At 66.2% G+C, this 20,613-nt stretch carries 17 protein-coding genes and 1 tRNA gene; 7 read left to right on the forward strand and 11 right to left on the reverse strand.

The genetic code is table 11. The features are described from left to right. Positions 1-106: 106 nt before the first annotated feature. Entirely contained in the window at positions 107-967 is an 861-nt protein-coding gene (locus ACPDIT_RS14655; protein WP_423444733.1) for a menaquinone biosynthesis protein, read from the reverse strand. Positions 968-2,032: 1,065 nt separating this feature from the next. Here ACPDIT_RS14655 and ACPDIT_RS14660 point away from each other — a divergent pair. Continuing rightward, positions 2,033-2,932, forward strand: a complete 900-nt coding sequence (locus ACPDIT_RS14660) for a PfkB family carbohydrate kinase (RefSeq protein WP_423444735.1) — start codon at positions 2,033-2,035, stop codon at positions 2,930-2,932. 358 nt (positions 2,933-3,290) lie between these two features. Here ACPDIT_RS14660 and ACPDIT_RS14665 read toward each other — a convergent pair whose 3' ends face one another. Beyond that, a complete protein-coding gene (locus tag ACPDIT_RS14665) occupies positions 3,291-4,652 on the reverse strand; it encodes a dihydroorotase (protein ID WP_423444737.1) in 1,362 nt (453 codons plus the stop codon). Positions 4,653-4,724: 72 nt separating this feature from the next. On the opposite strand from ACPDIT_RS14665, the gene ACPDIT_RS14670 reads away from it, so the two are divergent. After that, positions 4,725-4,798: transfer RNA gene (locus ACPDIT_RS14670), tRNA-Gly, on the forward strand. 226 nt (positions 4,799-5,024) lie between these two features. On the opposite strand, the gene ACPDIT_RS14675 is transcribed toward ACPDIT_RS14670, so the two are convergent. After that, positions 5,025-5,945, reverse strand: coding sequence for a serine O-acetyltransferase (locus ACPDIT_RS14675; RefSeq protein WP_423444739.1), 921 nt, complete (start codon positions 5,943-5,945; stop codon positions 5,025-5,027). 294 nt (positions 5,946-6,239) lie between these two features. On the opposite strand from ACPDIT_RS14675, the gene ACPDIT_RS14680 reads away from it, so the two are divergent. Next, positions 6,240-6,473, forward strand: coding sequence for an FmdB family zinc ribbon protein (locus tag ACPDIT_RS14680; RefSeq protein ID WP_423444741.1), 234 nt, complete (start codon positions 6,240-6,242; stop codon positions 6,471-6,473). A gap of 181 nt (positions 6,474-6,654) precedes the next feature. On the opposite strand, the gene recF is transcribed toward ACPDIT_RS14680, so the two are convergent. Beyond that, entirely contained in the window at positions 6,655-7,746 is a 1,092-nt protein-coding gene (gene recF, locus ACPDIT_RS14685) for a DNA replication/repair protein RecF (RefSeq protein ID WP_423444743.1), read from the reverse strand. 204 nt (positions 7,747-7,950) lie between these two features. Between recF and ACPDIT_RS14690 the strand changes: the two genes are divergently transcribed. Next, on the forward strand, positions 7,951-8,970 hold the full coding sequence (locus ACPDIT_RS14690; RefSeq protein ID WP_423444745.1) for a DUF3616 domain-containing protein: 1,020 nt from the start codon (positions 7,951-7,953) through the stop codon (positions 8,968-8,970). A 29-nt stretch (positions 8,971-8,999) separates the two neighbouring features. Here the strand turns inward: ACPDIT_RS14690 and ACPDIT_RS14695 are convergent, their stop codons facing one another. After that, positions 9,000-9,995 carry a YncE family protein gene (locus tag ACPDIT_RS14695; RefSeq protein WP_423444747.1) on the reverse strand — a complete coding sequence of 332 codons (996 nt, stop codon included), beginning with the start codon at positions 9,993-9,995 and terminating at the stop codon, positions 9,000-9,002. A gap of 682 nt (positions 9,996-10,677) precedes the next feature. Between ACPDIT_RS14695 and ACPDIT_RS14700 the strand changes: the two genes are divergently transcribed. Next, positions 10,678-11,775 carry a sugar phosphate isomerase/epimerase family protein gene (locus tag ACPDIT_RS14700; RefSeq protein WP_423444749.1) on the forward strand — a complete coding sequence of 366 codons (1,098 nt, stop codon included), beginning with the start codon at positions 10,678-10,680 and terminating at the stop codon, positions 11,773-11,775. A 51-nt stretch (positions 11,776-11,826) separates the two neighbouring features. Here the strand turns inward: ACPDIT_RS14700 and ACPDIT_RS14705 are convergent, their stop codons facing one another. Both ACPDIT_RS14705 and ACPDIT_RS14710 read right to left on the reverse strand, forming a co-directional pair. Continuing rightward, on the reverse strand, positions 11,827-12,786 hold the full coding sequence (locus ACPDIT_RS14705) for a glycosyltransferase family 9 protein (protein ID WP_423444751.1): 960 nt from the start codon (positions 12,784-12,786) through the stop codon (positions 11,827-11,829). Between the two features lies 1 nt (position 12,787). Beyond that, complete coding sequence (locus ACPDIT_RS14710; protein ID WP_423444753.1) at positions 12,788-13,342, reverse strand: hypothetical protein; 555 nt, start codon at positions 13,340-13,342, stop codon at positions 12,788-12,790. A gap of 48 nt (positions 13,343-13,390) precedes the next feature. On the opposite strand from ACPDIT_RS14710, the gene ACPDIT_RS14715 reads away from it, so the two are divergent. Beyond that, a complete protein-coding gene (locus ACPDIT_RS14715; RefSeq protein WP_423444755.1) occupies positions 13,391-14,248 on the forward strand; it encodes a sulfite exporter TauE/SafE family protein in 858 nt (285 codons plus the stop codon). Positions 14,249-14,300: 52 nt separating this feature from the next. Here the strand turns inward: ACPDIT_RS14715 and ACPDIT_RS14720 are convergent, their stop codons facing one another. The 4 genes from ACPDIT_RS14720 to ACPDIT_RS14735 form a co-directional block, all read right to left on the reverse strand. After that, on the reverse strand, positions 14,301-15,173 hold the full coding sequence (locus ACPDIT_RS14720; protein ID WP_423444757.1) for a L,D-transpeptidase family protein: 873 nt from the start codon (positions 15,171-15,173) through the stop codon (positions 14,301-14,303). A 396-nt stretch (positions 15,174-15,569) separates the two neighbouring features. Then, positions 15,570-16,289, reverse strand: a complete 720-nt coding sequence (locus ACPDIT_RS14725; RefSeq protein WP_423444759.1) for an AAA family ATPase — start codon at positions 16,287-16,289, stop codon at positions 15,570-15,572. A 208-nt stretch (positions 16,290-16,497) separates the two neighbouring features. Next, complete coding sequence (locus ACPDIT_RS14730; protein ID WP_423444767.1) at positions 16,498-17,253, reverse strand: adenylate kinase family protein; 756 nt, start codon at positions 17,251-17,253, stop codon at positions 16,498-16,500. 221 nt (positions 17,254-17,474) lie between these two features. Continuing rightward, complete coding sequence (locus ACPDIT_RS14735) at positions 17,475-18,998, reverse strand: S8 family serine peptidase (RefSeq protein WP_423444769.1); 1,524 nt, start codon at positions 18,996-18,998, stop codon at positions 17,475-17,477. Between the two features lie 269 nt (positions 18,999-19,267). Between ACPDIT_RS14735 and ACPDIT_RS14740 the strand changes: the two genes are divergently transcribed. Further along, a partial coding sequence (locus tag ACPDIT_RS14740; RefSeq protein ID WP_423444761.1) for an Ig-like domain-containing protein occupies positions 19,268-20,613 on the forward strand: 1,346 nt, incomplete at its 3' end.

The following is a 20,613-nucleotide window of genomic DNA, read 5'->3' on the forward strand; positions in this document are numbered from 1 at the left end:
CAGTTGCCTCAAGCCCGGCGGGCCGGCGCCGGATCTCGTCCCTCACCGGGGCATCGACTCTTCGGGGACCGCAGAAACCACCGGGGGATCGGCCGGCCCCTTCCGCCTACCAAACGTAGCGCGGCGGGTACACCGGTCCCAAGCCGTGCTTTTCCAGCAGCTCCATGAACCGGCTGATCCCGCGCTTTTCGTCATCGCCCAGGTGGTAATGAATGTGCCAGCCCAGGTAATCCTTGCGGAAATCCATGGTGTATTCAGTGCGCTCCCGCACAATGTGGTCCAACGTTTCCATCCCGAAATCGCGGGCCTCGCGCAGGACACGGCGCAAGGGCTCGTGATCCAGCGACCGTCGCAAAGCCCATACCGCGAAGACAAACGGGAGCCGAGTCAGTTCATACCAGGCGACGCCCAGGTCGTAGATCGCGTGTTCGTGCGGCGCGAACAGGAAATCCAGCGCCGCATCCCCGATCAGCAACACGTTGTCCACCTCTGCCGCCGCCGCCACCTCGGGCAGGGGCTGGAACTCCGGCTCAAGTCCCTGCTCGGCCAACAACACGCGCAACAGCGCCACGCTGCTCAGGGACCCGGCGTCGTGATACACCAGCTTCATCTGCTGCAGGGGCTGGCGATGTGCCAGGAACACACTTTTGACCTCCCCCAGGCAGGCCACCGCCACCCCGTCGAGAATGTCGTAATCATCATGCCAGAGAGGCTCGACCACGCTCACCAGGGCGGCGTCCAATTCTCCCGAGCGCAGTCGCCGCGCCAGCTCGGCCGGGGACGCGAAGACCAGGTCCGCCTCCAGTCCGCGGCACAAAGGCACGGTGTTGAGCGCGCGGACGCAACCGACCCGGAACGGATGCAACGGGCCGGGCTCCGCCGAACCAGGAGTTCTGCCGGGCGCGGCTCTCCCGCTGCGGCCGTCGTTTTCGTCCTTCCGGTCCTGCTCTCTGAATGCCCCACTCATATCTGGCAATCGCCGTCTCTCGCCCGCTCCTGGCCACCGTTTTTGTTCGACCGATTCCCAAAGGAATGCGCGTCTGGAATTGGGCCCGACTCCGATCCCGCCGGCTCCGAATCGGCAGAAGAGTTCCCGTTCCCCGAGCGGGCCTGCATCCTACGGACCCCACCCGTGACGGGTCAATGGCCCGACCCCAACCGGGCGGGTGCATTTGCCCTCGAGCGCGTTTGGTCCTTTGTCTTGAAGCCCAACCAGGGAGGACCAGTCGTTCGGCCTGGACTCAGGTTTCCCCTCGCGAACTCGGTTCATGGGCCCGGGAAAAATGGGAGATGCGCCCTGCCCGGCACGAATCGCGCGGGCCCATCCACACGCCGAAGGTGCCTTCCATGCACCGGCCCGGCGGAACGCCCCGAGGACCTCCAACGGCCGAGCCCACCGTGCCCTGAAGAGCCGCAACGCGAGGGCTTTCATGCCGAGGACCGGGCGTGCCCCTCCGAATTCCGCCCTTTCAAAGCGGGAGGAATTGCGGAAACCCGGTTATCCGCGGCGTTGCCCCGGGCCGACGAATCATGCCCCGATGGGGCTGCCGTGTGGCGCATTGGAGGCGCAGCGGTGCACCCGGCAGTGAGGCGCCCCCGTGCCCGAGCGGCTGGTCTAAACCGGGGCGTCCGCGTCCCACGGGGGCAAACCCAGAGCGTGGTGGAGGCGAGCAGCCTTTCCCCGCACTTGAGGGGTTGCGTGAGATCGAATTCGCAAGCGGGCTGATCTGGAAGATTGTCGTGCGCGGCTCTGGCGCAAGCAGGGCCCGGGGCGCCGCAGATCTCCAGTCTGGCGCATTTCAGGTTTGGAACCCTTCCAGGGCCCGCCGAAGTTTTTCCGGTGTTGGCACGGGAAGGCCGCGGGGAGCCGGCCTTTCTTTGCGAACCAATCATCCCGTGTTGAAAATGCAATGCGCTTCGGCCGCGGGGCGCCTGTTTGCTGAGTTGCCCGATGGGCAGGATTCCACTAGCGTGCCCGCCACGATGATTCGGGCGGCGGACTTCCGGCGCGCCGGCAAAACCATTTTTTGTCATGAGCGTCTTGATTGTGGGTTCGACGGCACTGGATTCCATCCGCACCCCGCGCGGCGAACGGGATCGACTTCTGGGCGGCTCAGCCAGTTACGCGGCCGTGGCCGCCAGTTTTTTCGTCCCGGTCCGCATGGTGGGTGTGGTGGGCGACGATTTTCCCCGCACGTACCTTGCGCTTTACCGGCGTCGCGGCATCGATTTGGCCGGGCTGCAGCGCCGCCCCGGGCGCACGTTTCATTGGGCAGGAGAATATGAAGCCAACATGAACCGGCGCCGCACCTTGCACACCGAGCTGGGCGTCTTCGAGCAGTTCCGACCCGATCTGCCGCCTTCGTACCGGCAAACCCCGTTCGTTCTCTTGGGCAACATTGCGCCTGCGCTCCAAATGCACGTGCTGGAGCAGATGAACCGGCCTGTCCTGGTGGCGGCCGACACCATGGACCTGTGGCTGCAAACCGCGCGGGAGGACCTGTTGCGCCTCCTGCGGCGGGTCGATCTGTTCATCCTCAACGACAGCGAGGCTGCACAACTGACAGGCGAAGACCACGCCGTGGCTGCCCTGCCCCGGTTGCGTGCTCTGGGGCCGCGCTGGGTGATCGTGAAAAAGGGCGAGCACGGCGCCCTGCTGAGCGGGTTGGAGGGCATGTTCATCGCACCCGCGTATCCTCTCCGGCGCGTGGTCGATCCCACCGGCGCCGGAGACAGCTTCGCCGGCGCTCTGCTGGGCTTTCTGGCGGCGGGGCGGGGGGCTTGGCAGACCCGATTGCGCAAGGCGATGGTTTACGCCGCCGCGGTGGCCAGTTTTTGTTGTGAGGGATTCGGTCTGACACGGCTCGCCCGGTTGAACCGGGAGGCCATCGAAGCACGCGTCCGAGAACTCCAGCAAATGACCCGTTTTTGAATCCGTACCCGCGGGGCAGGCCCTGCCGGTGTCTGCCTGAGGGTGGTGCAGCAGGTTCGCCGGGCTTTGCGACATTTCGGATGAGAATTGGGTCGTCTCGATCCGGCCCTTGGTGGCGCGCAGAGGGTTCTTCGGGCGCGCGCGCCCTGAAGGAGAGACCGGCAGCTCCCACGCGATCCGAGGCTGCCCTCGGGAGGCCCCGCTTTCGGGCGTCGCGTATGGGGTTTCTGGCCGCCTCGTCCGGCCTGCCGGGCTTGTGGCCGGCCAGACAGAGCCCTGCCCGCCACAGGCAGCGTGGATGTGCTCCGCTGGTCGACGCGCCCCGCTCCGACTGCGACCGGCAGCCGGGTCGTCCGGCTCACGGGTAAACCCGTCGGCCGGCGACGAAGGTCATCAACACCTGTCCCTTCAAGGGCCAACCGTAAAACGGACTGTTCCTCGATTTGCTGCGGGTGCTTTCCGGGGTGAACACCCATTCGCGATCCGGATCGAACACGGTAATGTCCGCGTCTGCGCCCGGGCTGAGGGTGCCCTTGTTCAACCGCAGAATGCGCGCCGGCCCCACGGTGAATCGTGCAATCACCTCGGCCAGGCCGAGTCGCCCCGCATGGTAGAGCTGCATCAGGGCCAATGGCAGTTCGGTCTCCAGGCCGGTGATGCCGAAGGGTGCGTAGTCGAACTCGACCTCTTTTTCGAAACTGCAATGGGGGGCGTGATCACTGCAGAGGACCTCGATGGTGCCATCGGCCAGCCCTTCCAGGATCGCGTCGCGATCCCGCGCCGACCGCAACGGAGGATTCATTTTGAAGCGGGTGTCATAGGCCGGCCATTGGGGCAGCTCGGCCCGGCCGGCCATGCCGTACACGCCGGCGCCGTCGTGCCTCCAGAACTTGTCGCTGCCGGCCAGGGCGGCGTCGGTCAGCACAAAGTGGTGCGGACAGGCCTCGGCGGAGATGGGAACACCCCGGCGACGGGCCTCGCGCACCAGTTCCACACTGCGGGCGCAGCTCAAGTGCTGGCAGTGCACGTGGCAGCCGGTCAACTCGGCCAGGAGGATGTCGCGGGCGACGATCAGTGCCTCTCCCACGGCGGGCCATCCGCGCAATCCCAACAACGTGCTCCAGAGTCCTTCGTGGGCCACGCCATCGCTGACGAGCGAATAATCCTGACAATGATCCAGCACGGGCAAATCGAACATGCGGGCGTATTCCATGGCGCGCCGCATGAGCTCGTGGTTTTGGACGCAGTGACCGTCGTCGGTGATGGCGACCACCCCGGCCCGCTTCAAACCGCCGATGGGGGCGAGCTCCTCGCCCGCCAGGTTCTTCGTGATCGCACCGGCCACGAACACATGCACCCGCCCCTCGCGCGCCGCCCGCTCATGGATCAGCGCAACCGTGCCGGCGTTGTCCACAACCGGCGAGGTGTTGGGCATGCAGACCACCGAAGTGAACCCGCCCCGGGCGGCGGCGGCCGTGCCGGTGGCAATGGTCTCTTTGGCGGTCTGCCCGGGCTCCCGCAAGTGGACGTGCATGTCAATCAGCCCGGGACACACCACACAACCCCGGACGTCGATGCGCTCCGCCCCGGGCGGGCAAAGGGCGGCAGCCTCCGGGCCCACAGCGACAATCTTCCCATCCCGGATCAGCACATCGGCGGGACCGTCCCACTGGTTGGCCGGGTCCACCACGCGTCCCCCGGTGAGCAGCAGTGCGTTCATCCGGGAGGCGAAGCTACGGTTGGACCGTTGACAAGGCAAGCGCCCGGGTTACCATGGAAGTGTCCTTGGAGAGCGGGCGTAGTTCAGTGGTAGAACGGCAGCCTTCCAAGCTGCACGCGAGGGTTCGATTCCCTTCGCCCGCTCCAGTTTTTTCTTCTCGATTCGCCGCCTGCCCGGGGAAGCGGACCTGAAAGGCTGCCTCTTGGAGCCACGGATTCCCGCAATCTCAGCGCGGCCGGCACCTCCGAATCGGTCGTCGCTGGAACCTTCGCGCCGGGGGAGGAGGGTGGGCGCAGGCGAGACCGCCTGACGAGCCGTTGTGCCGCAAGATTGTCTTTCCCGCGAACGGCCAGTGGCCCGGCCGCCAGCACCTCAGATCTGCACATCCGGCTCGGGCCGCACGTGCTCGCCCTTGCTCATGACGCGGATGTTGGCGTCTTTCTGGACCACCAGGGACCGCGGCGGCACACTGGTCGTCAAGAACACGTTCGCGCCGATGGTGCTGCCGGCACCGACGACCGTGTCCCCGCCCATGATCGTGGCTCCCGCATAGATGGTCACATGATCCTCAATCGTCGGATGCCGCTTTTGGCCCTTGAGTGCCTGACCGGCGGCCAGCGACCGCGCCACCAGGCCGACGCCCTGATACATTTTCACGTGGTTGCCAATGACGGCAGTTTCCCCCACGACCGTGCCGGTGCAATGGTCCACGAAGAAGTGCGTCCCGATTTGCGCCCCCGGGTGCAGATCCATCCCACTCCGACTATGCGCCCACTCGGTCATGATCCGCGGGATCAAGGGCACCTTGGCCAGATACAGCTCGTGCGCGAGTCGCTGGACGGCGATCGTTTCCACGAACGGGTAGGCCACGATGACCTCCTCCCGACTGAGGGCCGCCGGGTCCCCGTTGTAGGCGGCCTCGATGTCGGTCTGCAGAATTTCCCGCAGCCGGGGCAGGCTGTCCAACAGGCCCAAAGTGATGGATCGGGCGGCCGAGCGCAGGCTTTTGCGCGGATACTCCGGGGGCGGCATGTAGACCAGGCTGCGATAGATCTCCCGTTCCAGAGCCGTGGCCACGGTTCGCAGTCGCCGCGCGGTCACCGTCTTGATTTGCGCCGACGGAATGGGTCGTTCTTCAAAAAAACCGGGGAACAGCAAACACAGCAGCTCCTGCGTGATCCGAACGATGGCCCGTTTCGAGGGCAAATTCTGTCCGTCCAAGTGGTTGATGCCGCCCACCTCGCGGTAGGAGGCGAGCAGTTTTTCCGTCAGCTGCGCAATGGTGTTCTCCACAGACGAAGTATCTTTGGTTTGCGTCCCACTGGCAAGGAGGCTGGGGCAGGGCGAAACGTCACGCTGGCTCCACGCGGGCCCCCCGGAGGGAAAGGACCTTCCCGAAGTGTGCCTCGTCAGGTCGACGAAGGTCGGGAGTCGGGCCCGGTGTTCCGGGGTCCGAGTCGCTGTTGCGGGCGCCTGCCAGCGCCAGAGCCCGTCCAAGGGCCTTGGGATCTTGACGGATTCGTTTTCGCAGGCGGGACGAGGATCCAACCGGTTGCGCGTGCGCGGCGTTTGGTTAACCTTGAGTCCATGCCGATCTACGAGTTTCATTGCGAGGACTGTCATCGCGACAGCGAGGTGCTGGTTCGATCCACGGACTGGACCGGCACACAGTGTCCGCACTGCGGCTCGACGCGGCTGACCAAACAGTTCTCCGTCTTCGCTTCCGGCTCCGGGAGCGGGGCGGGAGAGGATGCCTGCTGTTCGACCTCGCCGCGCCGCAGCGGCGGTGGCTGCGGCTGTGGATGCGGGTGCGGCCATTGAGCGTGGGCCGGTGAACGTGGGTTTGGCCCGTTTCGCGGCCTGGCCTGACGGGCCGAGCACCAGAGCGCGGGACAGGGAGCTCGTCCGTGGCTTTTAGTGCCCCGCTCTGGTCGGCGGGGTGCCGGGATTCCGACGTGAGGTCGGATCAGTCCGAACCAGACAGAGACTTGGCGGGCGGCAGTCACCCGGGCACCCCCGGCAGGGGTGCGAGTGTGCCGTTTTCCACTCGCCATCGGTGCAGGCGACGCCCCAGCTCGCGGGGCCAGCTTTCTTCGGTGGCTGTCATGAACACCTGACTCCGCGCGTGGTCGGCCCGCTCGAGCAGAGGCAGGAAGGCGGCCCGCCGTTGTTGGTCCAGCTCGCCCATCACGTCATCGAGGAGCAGGACGGGGGGCGCGCCGTGGACCTGGGTGAGGAATTCCGCCTGGGCCATTTTTAGCGCCAGGGCCAGGGATCGTTTCTGGCCTTCGCTGGCAAAGGCGTCCGCCGGGCGCTCCTGAATGGTCAGCTCCAGTTCGTCCAGGTGCGGCCCCAACAGGGTCGTGCGACGCGCGAGTTCCCGCGTACGGACGCGGGCGAGTTCCACTTGGAAATCTGTTCGCACCGAGGGCTGGTAGCTGACGCGGACCTCCTCGGCAGTTCCGGCAATGCGACGGTAGGCAGACCGGACACGTTCGGCCAGGGCCGGGACCAGTTCTTGGCGCCGGCGTCGGATTTCCTCGCCGCAATTCACCAGTTCTGCGGTGAAACTGTCCAGCGCCGTCAGGTCCACGGCGGACTGCTTCAAGAGTGCGTTTCGGGCCCGAAGCGCCCGCATGTACCTCTGCAGCAGCGGAAGGTAGTCGGGCTGCGTCTGCGTCAGCAGCAGATCCAGGAACCGGCGGCGATTCCGGCCGGTCCCTTTGACCAGTTGCAGGTCTTCCGTGCAGAAGACCACGACGCGGAGTGTACCCAAATAATCGGTGAGACGTCGTACCGGCTGGTGGTCGAGGGTCAATCGTCGTTCGTGGGCCGAGCAGTAGAGGCGCACGTCATGCGTGGCGGTACTTACGATGCGAGCGGCGACGAGGAACCCCTTCTGGCCGAACCGCACCAGATCGGCATGACTCACGCCCCGAAACGATCGCAGGGTGGCCAACAAATAGATGGCCTCCAGGATGTTGGTTTTGCCCTGGGCGTTTCGGCCCAGCAGCAGGTGGAAGCCCGGCTCGAAGGTCACGTCCAGCCGGGTGTAGTTCCGAAAGTCGCGCAGCCGCAGCCGTGCCAGATGCACGTGCTCAATCTGAGAATTCCTCCGGGACGGGACCAGCCTTTTCGGAACGGCACGGTGCGCCCGCGCCGGGGCCGCCCCGGATCTGCCAGGGCGAGCCGCGCCAGCCCGACCGGGTGAACCTTGCAAACGCCCGGGTCTGCCCGTGTCTCTTGACGCCGCAGAGGAACAGGTCAAGTTTTCACGGCGAAAGGAGTGTGACTGTCCATGCATCAGATACAAGACTCCCGCCGGGTAACGTTTCTTCTCATCGTCACGGGATTGCTGTGGACCCTTGCCGGATTTGCCGCGGGGGATTCAGGGCCCGAGATCCGGGTTTTCGCCGGCATGTGTGACGCCTCCGCGGTGGAGACGTTGAGTGAGGACCGGTTCGTGGTGGCCAACGATGAGGACAACGAATTGCGGGTGTACAATTGGAACCAACCCGGATGGCCGGTTCGCACCCTGGATCTGAATCGGTTCTGGCCGGCGGAGGGGTCGGGTCGGGAGATGGATCTCGAAGGGGTGGCCCGCCTGGACGGGCACTTGTTCTGGATCAGTTCGCACGGGCGCAACGCGGAGGGACGGGCGGCCCCGCGGCGCCACGCGCTGGTGCGAATTCCGGTGGAGTGGGTGGACGGGAACGTTCCGGCCTCCAGCCCGCCGGGCCGATATACCGATCTGCTCGCGGCGTTGCACCGTGACCCGCGTTATGGCGGGCTGCGACTGGATCAGGCAGCGGCCCGAGCGCCCAAGGCGCAGGGCGGCCTCAACATCGAAGCCCTGGCACGCTCGGCCGAGGGAGGCCTGCTGATCGGCTTCCGGAGCCCGTTGTTCGAAGGACGAGCGTTAATCGTGCCTCTGCTCAATCCTCATGCCGTTCTGGATGGGGCCGAGCCACCGCGATTCGGCGACCCGATCTTCCTGTCCCTGGGCGGCCTGGGCTTGCGCGGCGCGCTCGAATGGGAAGGCGGCTATTTGCTGGTGGCGGGCCCGACCGATGGCGGCGGCCGGTCTCGGCTTTTTGCCTGGTCGGGACGGGCTGGTGAGGCCCCTCGAGAACTGAACTCTGAGGTGTTCAAAGGCTTCAATCCCGAGGGCCTGGCCTTTTGGTCGGCGGCGGCATCCCGCCGGTTGCTGGTCGTGAGCGATGACGGTACCCGCCGGCTGCAAGGGCAGGACTGCAAGGATCTCCCCCGCCCCCAGCGCCAGTTTCGTGCGATGACGCTGCAGATTCCCGGCCCCTGAGTCGCGGCCCCGCCGCCGGCCGCAGGTGCTCAGTTGCTCCACGCCAGACACCGAATCAGCCCGGGCTGCCCGGGCGAGCCCGGGATCACCACGTACAACCTTCCGGTCTCGGGATCGTAGCAGGCAGGGTGGGCGTTGCTGAATTCCGAAGGCGCGGGCAGGGGTCGGTGCTGATCCTCGCCCTCGATTTGCCACGCTCGCAACGGACCCGAAACCGGGCCCGCCAGCAGCCGGTCGCGCGCCGTGTCCACGTACAGCCATTGCACGACTGTCGGGGTTTCCAACCGTGCCACCCGTTTACCCGAGGAGGTGTGGAGAACCTGAATGTGAGGTGGATCTGTGCAACCCACGTAGAGGCGCTGCCGGGGCTCGTGCAGGGCCATGGATTCGTTGCCGCGGCCCTCGGGAAGCGGCCAGACATCCGTCATTTCTCGCGCCAGACGATCCACGACTGCAACGGCGTTGGAACGGAAGAGATTGACAAAGATGCGATGGCCCACGGTTTCGATGGCGAAATCGGCGGGTCGATCGGGCAAAAGCACCGACAGCGTATGGACCCCGGTGACTCCGTGGATCACTGCCAGCGCACCCGCTCCATAGGCCACGTAGATGCGCGTGGAAGGCGCATCACGGTGGATCCGACCCGCCTCCGGGAGATTGCCGATGGTCTTGAGCGTTCGGCGCGCGTTGACATCCAGAATCTTCACCTGGCCGCCTGCGGCCCCCGAGCTGACGTACAGAAGTCCCGGCCGCGCCTCGAACAACAGGTGCCGCGGCGCGGGCACCGAGAGCGGGCGGAGCCAGCGCCCTCGTTCCGTGTCCAGGACCCACACGGCATCCGCTTGCTCCGCTGCCACGAAGAGTCGGCGCTCGACCGGATCCCACGCCAGGGCGGTCGGAGGCCGGGCATCAGAGGGCAGAGGCCAGGAGGCCACCGCTTCGAGCGCTGCGGAAGCCGCGTCTGCCTGTAACCCACCGAGCAAGCTCCCCACCGCCAGCCAGATCCAACCCCTGTGCATGTTCATGGGCCCACGCTATCGGGGCCCCGTCGCTTTGTCAGTCGGAAATGGGTTTGCGGCAGACAGCGCGGGTCGCCTCGCCGCCCTTGCAAGGGAGTGACGGGGTGGAAGGACCTCGAACCCGGATGCCTCGGTGCGTGCGCGCGCAGGGCGAACCATCGCGGTGGCCACTTTCCGCAATGGGCGATCCCTTCGGTCCCTCGGGCCGCGGGTGAGTCGATCGATTCGTGCCGATCGTGCGTGGACCGGCCGTCCCGCGCTGTGGACACGGCGCCAGCGGTCGGCGCGCCGCTCCAGAAGTGGGGATATTGGGCAAACCCCTCGGTTCTTCGAGGGCATTCGCACGCTTTCTTGTAGCGAGACAGCTTTTGCCTCACATGCTGGAGACGGAGCCATTCGTCTGTAAGGGACCGCAAGTGGCCCTGGGGTTTCATGAGACATAGCTCCGCGCCCGGGGACGCGCTCACCGGGAGCGGCAAGGCCGTGCCGGTGCGCCCGGGCAGGGGAAAGGTCAAGCGGCGCGGACGCTCCGAGGCGCCGGAAACGTGACCGGGCGACGCTCGGTAAAAACTGCGGCCGTAGGGCAGCTGCGATTCATCTGCACCTGGAGGTTTCGTTTGTTGCGGCCGAGGAAATTTTCTGGCCGCCGGGCCACCGGCTCTTTAGTAGTGCTTTCATGCAAAAGGGTATGTCCGGTCTTGGTCCCTGCCGTCGACGCGAGTTTCTGCAAAGCGCGCTGGCTGCTGTGGGAGCCACCTGCCTGGCAGGTTCCCGCCTCGTGTCCCGGGCTGCAGAGAACAACTCCTGCCCGCGTCTCAAACTCGGTTTCGACAACTTCGCCGTGCGGGCCATGGGCTGGAAGGCGGTTCAGCTCATGGACTATGCCGCACAGCTCAAACTCGACTCCCTTTTCATCAGCGATTTGGATGCCTTCGAGAGCCACGACTCTGCGCACCTGCGCGAACTGCGTGCGCGGGCCCGGGATCTGGGGCTGGAGTTGTACCTCGGCACCTGGAGCATTTGCCCCACTTCACGCGCCTTCCGGAACAAGTGGGGCACGGCGGAGGAGCATCTGGCGTTGGGCATTCGCATGGCCCGCGACCTGGGCTCGCCTGTGCTCCGGGTGGTGTTGGGCACTTTGGAAGACCGCCGGACCCCGGGGGGCATCGAGGCGCGGATCGAAGACACCGTCCGCGTGTTGCGCGCGTGTCGGTCCCGCGCCCTGGACGCCGGCGTCCGCATTGCCGTCGAGAATCACGCGGGTGACATGCAGGCATGGGAGCTGGCTCAGTTGGTCGAAGCCGCCGGCCGCGATTACGTGGGGGTGAACTTCGATTCGGGCAACGCCTGCTGGACGTTGGAGGATCCCGTGCGAAGCTTCGAGATCCTGGGCCCGTACACAATCTGTACCAGCCTGCGCGACGCCATGGTCTGGGAATCCGAGCAGGGGGCCAAGGTGCAGTGGACGGCCATGGGGGAAGGGTGTCTCGATCTCAAGACCCTGTTCCAGCGGTTTGCCGAGGTTTGCCCCGAGGTGCCCGTCCACATCGAGACCATCTCCGGCTTTGCCCGCGAGTTTCCCTATCTGCGGGCCGACTTTTGGGAGGCGTACCCCAAAGCCCGTGCCGCAGATTTTGCCGCGTTCCTGGCCCTGGCCAAACGGGGTCGGGCGCTGCCGGGCCAGCGGTTCGCCAATGCAGAAGAGGAGCGTGCCTACCAGCGGGCCGAACTGGAACGGAGCCTGCGCTATTGTCGCCAAGAGCTGGGCATGGGGCGGCGCAGCTAGCCCGGGCCACCGGGACCTGGGGTTACCTGCCGGCTCGGCTCCGGGTCCGGCTCAGCCGGGGGTTGCCGTCGGAGCGTGCTCCTGTCCGGCGTGCTCTGCCAACATGGCCTCCACGGCCTTCTGGACTTCCTCCACCGGCAGTGCGCGCAGGCCCTTGGGCCATCGGATCAATCGCACCCGCTCTCCCTGGGGACGCCACACCGCCTCCGAGGTGTCCGCCCACAGCGCCACCACCGGCAAACCCACCGCCGCTGCCAGATGCGTGATGCCCGAGTCGTGCCCCACGAAGCCCCGGCAGCTTTGCAGCCGGCGGGCCAATTGGGCGAGGGGCAGGCTCTGGCAAACCTGGCGCCGCGAGGGCGGGGCCGCGGCGGCCAGATGTTGAAGGCGACCTCCTTCCGCCTCGCCTCCCACCAGGAGAAAGCGCCGTTCCGGTACCTCCAACAAGCGCCGGAACAAATCCGCCCAGCGTGCCTCCGGCCAGTTCTTGCGCTCGCTGCCGCTCCCCGGATGCAGAGCCAGCCACCCGGTCGGTCCCTCCGGGTCCGGCGGCAGGCGCAATCGCGGCACCGGGTCGGCGTCGAAAATCGCCAGTCGTTCCAGGGGTCGAAGGAAGACGCGGGTCGCGTGAACGCCGGCGGCTTCGTCCGGCCGGTGGGGCCCGGCGATGAATTGCGCCGGTGTGCAGCGCCGCACGTTGCTTTGAAAAATCTGGTCCGGGTCGTAGAGGTAGGAGATGATCAGATCGAACTCGGAGAAATAATCGCGCAGCTCCTCGGACAGCTCGCCGTTGCGGGCGAAAAAGCCCGCCAAGGCACGTGCTTCGATGGGGCGTACGGCGTCCACACACCCCCCCGCCAGGGCCAGTTGCGCAATGTGGGGATAGCCCAGGATCTCCAGGTGCGCCCTGGGGAAATGCTGACGCAGCGCGGCAATGGCCGGGAGGGTCAGGATGAAATCGCCGATGGCGCCCCCGCGAATGACCAGGATCTTTCCCTGTTTCCCGCTCACGTCACAGTCCGCGATAGGCTGTCAATGCCAGCACCACCAACCCTGCTCCCAGGGCCAGCGTCGCAAGAGACGTCCCCCGCCACCGGGCTTCGGTCGCCGTCGCCCAAAGAATCCAGTCCCGGAGTCGCTGGGGCGAGATCGTGACCCAAATGCCCGCCACCACCAGCACATACGCCAGTGTCTGATTCACCAACACCCACGACGTATCTTCGAGGTGAGGCCGGCCGGTGTCCACCATCAGCTTGGCCAGCAACAACCAGAGGACGGCCAGACCACGGGCCCCCAGATAGTCCTTCACAAACAGACAGGCGCCAATCCCGATCACCCCGAAAGCCACCATCAGATGGGGCTTGATCGCGGCGAAATCGGCGATGTTCTCCTGCGCCACGTAGTAGAGGAACCACACAGTGGCCAGTAACATCAATCCGGTACCCCAGGGCACCGATCGGGGAAACCGACGTGCCGCCGCCACGGCAGCAGCGGGCCGTTTCCAACCGAACCACCCCGCGCCTCCCAACAGCAGTCCCAAAACCAACGCCAACCACGAGAGTTTCATTGCCTGCCCGAGCACCGGGCCCGCCGAGCATGCCGCAATGCCTGCCTGATGCAAGACGCAATCGGCGGTTCCCACTCGTGCCGGCGCTCGCAATCGCCGGGTGTTCCCGTACTTGCCGCGGGGCCGAACCTTTCCCAACATGCGATCCGCCGGGGCCGACATCCCACGCACCAGCCCCGGTGGCATTGGACCACAATCGTGGAGACGAGTTCTCATTGGGCCCTCGCGAGCGCGGCCTTCCTGCTTGGATTGGCCGGCAGCCTCCATTGTGCAGGCATGTGCGGCCCGCTGATGATGGCGTTGCCCCTGCAGGGCTGGCACCGAGGGACCTGGATCGCCAGCCGGCTGATCTACCACCTCGGCCGAGTGACCACGTACGCAGGGCTGGGTTGTGTGTTCGGCGGCCTGGGGCGAACCTTCGCCGCTGCGGGCGTCCAGCGCTGGGTGTGTCTGACACTCGGCGCGGCGCTGGTGCTGGGTGTGGTCTGGAAGACATCGCGCCGCGGCGTCCTGGGAGGCTGGAGCGCGCCCGCGTGGCTCACCCGTGGGATGCAGGAGTTGCTCGCCGAGCGTTCGCTGGGGGCCATGTATGGGTTGGGCCTGCTCAACGGGTTTCTGCCCTGTGGTCTGGTCTACGTGGCAGGAGCGGCGGCCACCGCCAGCGGAAGTTTGATCCACGCCGTTGGCTTCATGATTGCGTTCGGGTTGGGGACACTGCCCATGATGCTGGCCTTGAGCCTGCTTCCCCGAAGTTTGCCCGGGTCATGGCGGTTGCGCTGGCAACAACTCGTGCCGTGGACGGTCGCTGTGGCCGGCGTGCTGCTGATGTTGCGAGGATTGTCGCTGGGCATCCCCTACCTGAGTCCGCATTGGGATGCGGTTGGAGGCGCCCCCTGTTGCCACTGACACGCATCCATTGCCACCCGGCCACGCCTTGCGCGCAGCGAAGGCGGACCTCTCATGGCTCCACTTCCACGGGCATCCCCACCCGGACCAAACGCAGCAGATGCGCGGCATCCCAATTGGTCAGCCGAAAACAGCCGTGCGATTCGGTCCGGCCGATGCGTTCCGGATGCGGCGTGCCATGGATTCCGTAACCCGGCAGGCTCAAACCGATCCAGGCCGAACCGACCGGATTGTTGGGGCCGGGCGGCAGGATCAACTTGCGCCCCAGAGCCCGACCCTCCTCCGACTCCGGAAACATGGCCGGATCGAAGGTGTAATTGGGGTTTTCTGCGACCGTCACAATCTCCATCCGGCCCACGGGACGCTTTTCTGCCCGGGCCGCGATGCTGCAGGGAAAATGCGCCAGCAGCCGCCCCCCGGCATCGTAGGCGCGCACCCATTTCTCGCTTAACCGAATGACCAGGTACGCGGCCGGGCCCGCAGGCGCCGGACAAGCGGCATCCGGCACGCGAACCACGGCGCCGGCGCGCAGCCGGTCCCAGTCCACCTCGGGGTTCAATCTCTGCAACAATCCCGGGGACGCCTTGGTTCTTTCGGCCAGGCGTTCCAAGAGGGTCTCGTGCTCCAGAGCGGGCTGTTGCGCTTTGCCCGCCCAAGTGGGCGCCAGGGCCTGCAGCCCGAGGAAGTCGTCCGGGTCCACTACGTGGGTGGTGATAGCAGGTCTCTCCAGCAACAACCGGGCCCGGGTCGGTTCATCCAACTCGCCGGTCCTGGAAAGCCCCTCCCTTTCTTGAAAGGCCAGCACCGCGAGCCGCGTGCTCTGGCCCCAGACACCGTCGATGGACCCCGGGGAGATCCCCTGGCGCGCCAGAGCGACCTGGGCCTCCAGGATGGTGCGGGCCGGGCGCGGATACGTTTCCTGCACGCCGACGTCGCGGTGCGCCAGGGCCGGCGGAACCCCCGGCGGCGGGGGCTGGGGCTCCGTTTTGCTCAGGGGGCCGAGAGGAGCCGACTCAGCACGGGCTGCTTCGGGGGCAGCAGGGGCATCAGGTTCCGAAGGAACGTGCAATCCCGAGTCTTCCCGCCCCGCCTGGATCGCGTGACCAGCAGATCCTCGCTCTGTGCCGGAGACGAGCTTTGTCCGATCCGGCACGGGCCACCGGTTCCACCAAACGATCGCGGCCGCCGCCGCGCTGATGATGAGCAGACACCACCGCGCTGCGCCCGGCCTCCGCCGCCCCCGCGCTTTGCGGGGCGACCGCTGACGGCTACCCGACCTTCGGCCCATGCCGGGAAGCAATTCCTCAGCAGCAGGGGCGGGTCAAGTGCGTCCGGCCTCGGGGCGCGTGCGCATCGACTGGACGATCAGTGCCACGGCTTCGTCGCAGCTTAGGCGTCCGGTATTGATCACCAGGTGATAGAGCAGGGGATCCTCGATGTCGGCGTTGTAGTAGCGCTTCCAGTAACGCGCCCGGCCCCGATCTTCGCGGAGGACCGTCTCCTCGGCCGCTTTGCGACTCAGTTTCCGATCCGCCTGAACCCTTGCCACGCGGACCTCCAAGGGCGCCACCAGCCGGACGTGGAGCACGTGAGGCAAACGCGCAGCCACGACCGCGCCCGCCCGGCCGATCAGAATCACGTGTCCCAACATCGCCAGGCGCAGCAAGGTCTCCGCTGTCTGCTGCACCAGCGTCCACGAATCGGGACGCAGCCCAAACAGATCGTCCAAAATATCCTCCAGTTGGGGGGCGGTGTCCTCGGGCAGATGCTCCGCCAGGCGGGCCGGCAAATGATGATCCTGTAAGACCTGCTCGATCAGGTTCCGATCGAAGACGGTCCAGGGAGGACTGCCGGCCGGGGACAACGCCTGCAAGCACTCGGCCAGACGCATCGCAATCGTGTGTCCTCCGGCCCCGGTCTGGCGGGAAATCGTAATGGCGGTGCGCGTCAGCGGCGGGCCCGGCGGGCGGGATCGGCCACTGCCGCTCCACTGCCAGTTCAGGAAGGTCATGCACTGCTCGAGGGTGAGTTGCTTGCTCATAAGATGCTTTGGAGGTTGCGGATTGTTGAATCACAACTGCCTCATGACCGAGACAATCTAACCCATCCTTGAGCCAACGGCCAATGCGACCGCCGTGTTCGCGAAAGCCGCCGGGAGACCACCGGCGCGCCGGTCCTTGGGAACGATGGGGCGACGCGCCGGTGAGGGCCCGGGGTGGGAGGTCCGCCGGATGGGGCGGAGGCGAAAGCTACGCGGCGGAAATGGGCGTGGCCGCGGTCACGGCCGCTCCGGGGTGGCGTCCGTTCAGCAGCTCCAGACTTCGGGCAAACACCTCCTGCGGGGTGCCGTGGGCCGGTACGGGGATGAGCAGTTTGCGCTGCCGATAGTAGTCGATGAGAGGGGCGGTGCTGCGCTGATACACCTCCATGCGGACCCGGACGGCCTCGGGCCGGTCGTCCTCGCGTTGGAACAGGGGACCTCCGCAGTGATCGCAGACGCCCTCGCGTCGCGGCGGACGTGTGTCGACATGGAACACCGCCTGGCACCGGGCGCAGGTCCGTCGACCGCTCAACCGCCGCACCACCTCGTCCAAGGGGAGCTCGTAGTCCAGCACCCCGTCCAGGACCAGTCCCTCGCGCTCGAGCAACCGGTCCAGTGCTTCGGCCTGGGCGACCGTCCGCGGATACCCGTCCAGCAAAAACCCGCAGGGCAGTCGCAGACAGGCACGTCGCTCTTCCACCAGCCGGATGACGATGTCATCGGGCACCAGCTCGCCGCGTCGCATGTATTGCAGGGCCTCCTCCATGGCTGCGGAGCGGGCACTGTCCGCCTGCTTGGCAGCCCGGAACAGGTCGCCCGTGGACAAATGGACCGCTCCCAAATGGTCGGCCAGCAGCTCTGCCTGGGTTCCCTTTCCCACCCCTGGCGCTCCCAGGAGGACCAGACGCCAGGGTCTTGCCGGAGTGGCGTCGGCAGGATTCCATTCACACGCTCCCCCCCGGATCCATGCTGAGACGATCCTTTTTTCACCCATGGTATTTTTGCCCCGTCTAATGATGCCGGCCCATCCGGCCTCGCTCGCCAGTGCAGCTTGGCACGGCCAAAACGTCAAGTGCCAACTGTGGGCGTGAGGGGCCGGTTGGCGTGGTGGGTTTGCAGAAGGCGGCAGGGCCTGCCGGCAGGGACGGCTGGGGTTGCGGGCCGAGGACGGCCGGCGTGCTCGGCCTAGGGAGCGGGCACTCCGCGGTAGAAGCGGACCGGCCAGGCCGTTGCTTCCGGGTCGATCCACGGCTCTTCCGCGGCGGTCAGGATGCGAGAGGTCACCGGTTGCCAGTGAACCAGATTGGTGGTGGCGTGGATCTCGTAGGCGTGGCCGGCTGTGCCGCTCACCCACAGGAGAGGGGTCGGACCGGGCTGGATGCGCAGCCCTGGCAGGTCCACAACTTTGCGCAGGTTCAGTCGGCCGCCTGTGCGGCACCGGCCCTCGAACGCGGGTCGCACTTCCACTGCGGCGCGGATGCGCGCGACGATTTCCTCCGGAGGGGCGGTGGGGAATCGTTGGCAGGTCAATGCGACGGCTCCGCTGGTGACGGCGGCCGCCATCGACGTGCCGCTCAGGGTTCCGTACGCGGCGTTGCCCGTGGCCAGAGTGGAATACATCGTGACACCCGGGGCATACAAGTCCACGGTGGCCGGCCCGTAGGCGGATTGGAGATAGCGATCGTCGCTCCGCGTCGAGGCGGCCACGGTCAGCTGGTGCGGCAGCCGCAACGCCGCGGGGTAGAGGGGCATGATATCGAGGTTGATGGGACTGTTGCCGGCCGCGGCCACCACCACGGCCCCCGCCCGGCCGGCATGCCAAAGCGCGTTCGAAAACGCCGCGGAATTTGTGGAGCTCGTCCAACTGACGTTCAGCACCCGGGCACCGTTCGTCAGCGCGAACTCCACACCGACCACGGCATCGCTGAACCAGCCGTTCCCGGCGCTGTCCAGCACCTTGATGGCCATGAGTTGGACGCGCCATGCCACTCCGGCCACTCCGCGTTGGTTGTTGGCCACCGCTCCGATCAGCCCGGCCACGTGCGTGCCGTGACCATTGTCGTCCCAGGGATCGTGGCTGCGGCCAATCGGATTCAGGCCAAACGATCCGTCCCGCGGATTGCGCCACAGGTTGGGCGCCAGGTCTTCGTGGGTCCATCGAATGCCGGTGTCCAGGATGGCCACGATGACGCCCGGGGCCTCGCGCACCACATCCCATGCCTCGGGCCCGTCCACGTCGACATCCGGCAGCCCCCCGTTCTGGCCGTAGTTGTTCAGATGCCATTGCGCCCCGTTTTGGAAGAATGGATCGTTGGGCAAGGTTTGCGCCGCCCGAATGGGCGCATCGGGTTCCACGAATTGAATCGCGGGATTCCGCCGGTACGTCTCCAGGGCTCGAACCACTTCCGTGTCCTTCGGCAGTTCGACCACCTCCCAGCCCCCCAACCGGTGGAGACGATGCAGCACGCGGGCCCGCCACGTCTGGTGGAGGGCTTCTGCCTCACTTTCCTTTCCCGGAGTCGGCAGCACCAGCAGGCGTGAATTCGCGCTCCCGGGCAGTGTGCTGCGCGGTTGCCGGGAAGTTGCGGACGCGCTCGGAGCAGGAGCGACGGACCCATCGGCCCGCGAGACCAGCAGACAGGCCAGTGCCAGGACGAGCAACCACCGAAGCGGTGGTGCATGATCCACGCGGGTGTCATCTTTTTGCATCGCCGCCACGGTACGCAAACTGTCGTTCCCTAGCCAGTCCGCCCGGCAAATCCGGGCGCGCGGAGAGCGTTCCTTCCCTCCGCACGAGGGGCGGTGTACCCGATCCGCAGTGTCGGGTGGACTACGGAAGGAACTTCCGATGATCTGCGGATGGGCAGAGTCTGGACGAGAAGCTAGAGTGAGTTTGTTCCGAGCTCGGCATGCCAACTCGGGATCTTGACAAGTCAGCTTGGGAGGCGTTGGCTTTCCCTGCAGAACCACCACATCCCATGAACACTCGTCCTTGCCTGGTACTGGCCACCGCGGCCTTGTTTCGGCGGCATTGCAAGCCGTTCCTCGAGGGGGTCGGGCAACGCCTGCCGCTGACCTTACTTCGGAAAAAGTGTCGGTGGCTTCCAGGCCTGCTGTACGGGTTCATGACCGTGTTGTGGACGCAGGCCGGGGTCGAGTCGCTCACGCTGACCGAGGCGATTCCCGCTTCGTCATGGTTCGTCGCCGGGGCAACCAACAGTTTCGACGGACTGGGCACGGCCAATGCAGACGATTGGGTGTTTGACGCGGAAGCGGGCGATCGGATCAGCGCCCGGATCGAAACCAGCGTCGGGGCGGCGCGGCCGCGCTTGCGCCTGGTCAATCCCTCCGGCCAGATCATCGCCTCGGCCGACGGCGGCGTGACCGGAACCGCAGAATTCCATAATGCCGCCGTTTCTGCGCCGGGCAGCTACCGCGTGCGCGTTTACACGGATCATCAGGTGTCGGATTATCGCCTGCGGGTCGATTTGACCCGCGGGCCCGGCCTCGAGACCGAGCCGAACAACAGCACCAACACTGCGAACAGCCCACCCCCGGTTTTCCTGGGCGGCAGTTTTCAGTTGCGTGCCGCCGGCACGTTGCCTGTGGATGATGCGAGCGGAGATTGGTTCGCCCTCGGTACACTGGACCCGGGGAACACGGTTTTGCTCCAACTGACAACCGGACCCTGGAGCACCCTGGTTCCCGGCGATGCGCTTGTGGCGCTCTACCGGTCCGGCGAAACCAATCCGGTCACACAGACCACGACGCAAACCACCTTCACCGTTTCGCAGAGGGGCGATTATCTGGCTCGGGTCACTGCTTCCTCACACCAGGATTTGATGGCACGTTACCTCCTGTCCATCGCCGTGACCGATTCCGTGGCACCGGCGGTGCTGGATGTCACTCTGCCCGCCCAGGGATCCGTCAGCTCGGACATTATCAATGCGTTTACGGTGACCTTTTCCGAGCCGATGCGGCCGTCGACGGTGACCAATCTTTCCGCGTACTCCCTCCGTCAGCCGGGGCCTGACAACACATTCGATACGGCCGATGATGTGCTTTACCCGGTCACGCTGAGCTATGCTGGAGGGACCACTCTGAGCGTATCGCTCGTGGATGGGCCCCTTCAGCTGGGGCCGACGCGGTTCACCATCGCCGCCACCGTGACGGATCGGGCCGGCAATCCGCTGAGTCCCCCGTTGAGTCGGCAATTCACCCTCGAACGGCTCGGCAGTTTTCAGGTGGAGAACCGTTCGAACGACACGTTTTGGGGTGGGACGTCGTTGGGGGTGGGTGGGGTGGTGGGTGCGGATGGGTCGTT

The organism is Limisphaera sp. VF-2 (assembly GCF_049537125.1).
Lineage (GTDB): Bacteria > Verrucomicrobiota > Verrucomicrobiia > Limisphaerales > Limisphaeraceae > Limisphaera.

What these genes read in the sequence shown, in the direction of transcription:
- ACPDIT_RS14710 (WP_423444753.1), bottom strand. Translation starts at nt 13,342, where the DNA reads ATGAAACTCTCGTGGTTGGCGTTGGTTTTGGGACTGCTGTTGGGAGGC.
- ACPDIT_RS14665 (WP_423444737.1), bottom strand. Translation starts at nt 4,652, where the DNA reads ATGAACGCACTGCTGCTCACCGGGGGACGCGTGGTGGACCCGGCCAAC.
- ACPDIT_RS14690 (WP_423444745.1), top strand. Translation starts at nt 7,951, where the DNA reads ATGCATCAGATACAAGACTCCCGCCGGGTAACGTTTCTTCTCATCGTC.
- ACPDIT_RS14660 (WP_423444735.1), top strand. Translation starts at nt 2,033, where the DNA reads ATGAGCGTCTTGATTGTGGGTTCGACGGCACTGGATTCCATCCGCACC.
- ACPDIT_RS14700 (WP_423444749.1), top strand. Translation starts at nt 10,678, where the DNA reads ATGTCCGGTCTTGGTCCCTGCCGTCGACGCGAGTTTCTGCAAAGCGCG.
- ACPDIT_RS14715 (WP_423444755.1), top strand. Translation starts at nt 13,391, where the DNA reads ATGCAAGACGCAATCGGCGGTTCCCACTCGTGCCGGCGCTCGCAATCG.
- ACPDIT_RS14680 (WP_423444741.1), top strand. Translation starts at nt 6,240, where the DNA reads ATGCCGATCTACGAGTTTCATTGCGAGGACTGTCATCGCGACAGCGAG.
- ACPDIT_RS14725 (WP_423444759.1), bottom strand. Translation starts at nt 16,289, where the DNA reads ATGAGCAAGCAACTCACCCTCGAGCAGTGCATGACCTTCCTGAACTGG.
- ACPDIT_RS14735 (WP_423444769.1), bottom strand. Translation starts at nt 18,998, where the DNA reads ATGCAAAAAGATGACACCCGCGTGGATCATGCACCACCGCTTCGGTGG.
- ACPDIT_RS14655 (WP_423444733.1), bottom strand. Translation starts at nt 967, where the DNA reads ATGAGTGGGGCATTCAGAGAGCAGGACCGGAAGGACGAAAACGACGGC.
- ACPDIT_RS14695 (WP_423444747.1), bottom strand. Translation starts at nt 9,995, where the DNA reads ATGAACATGCACAGGGGTTGGATCTGGCTGGCGGTGGGGAGCTTGCTC.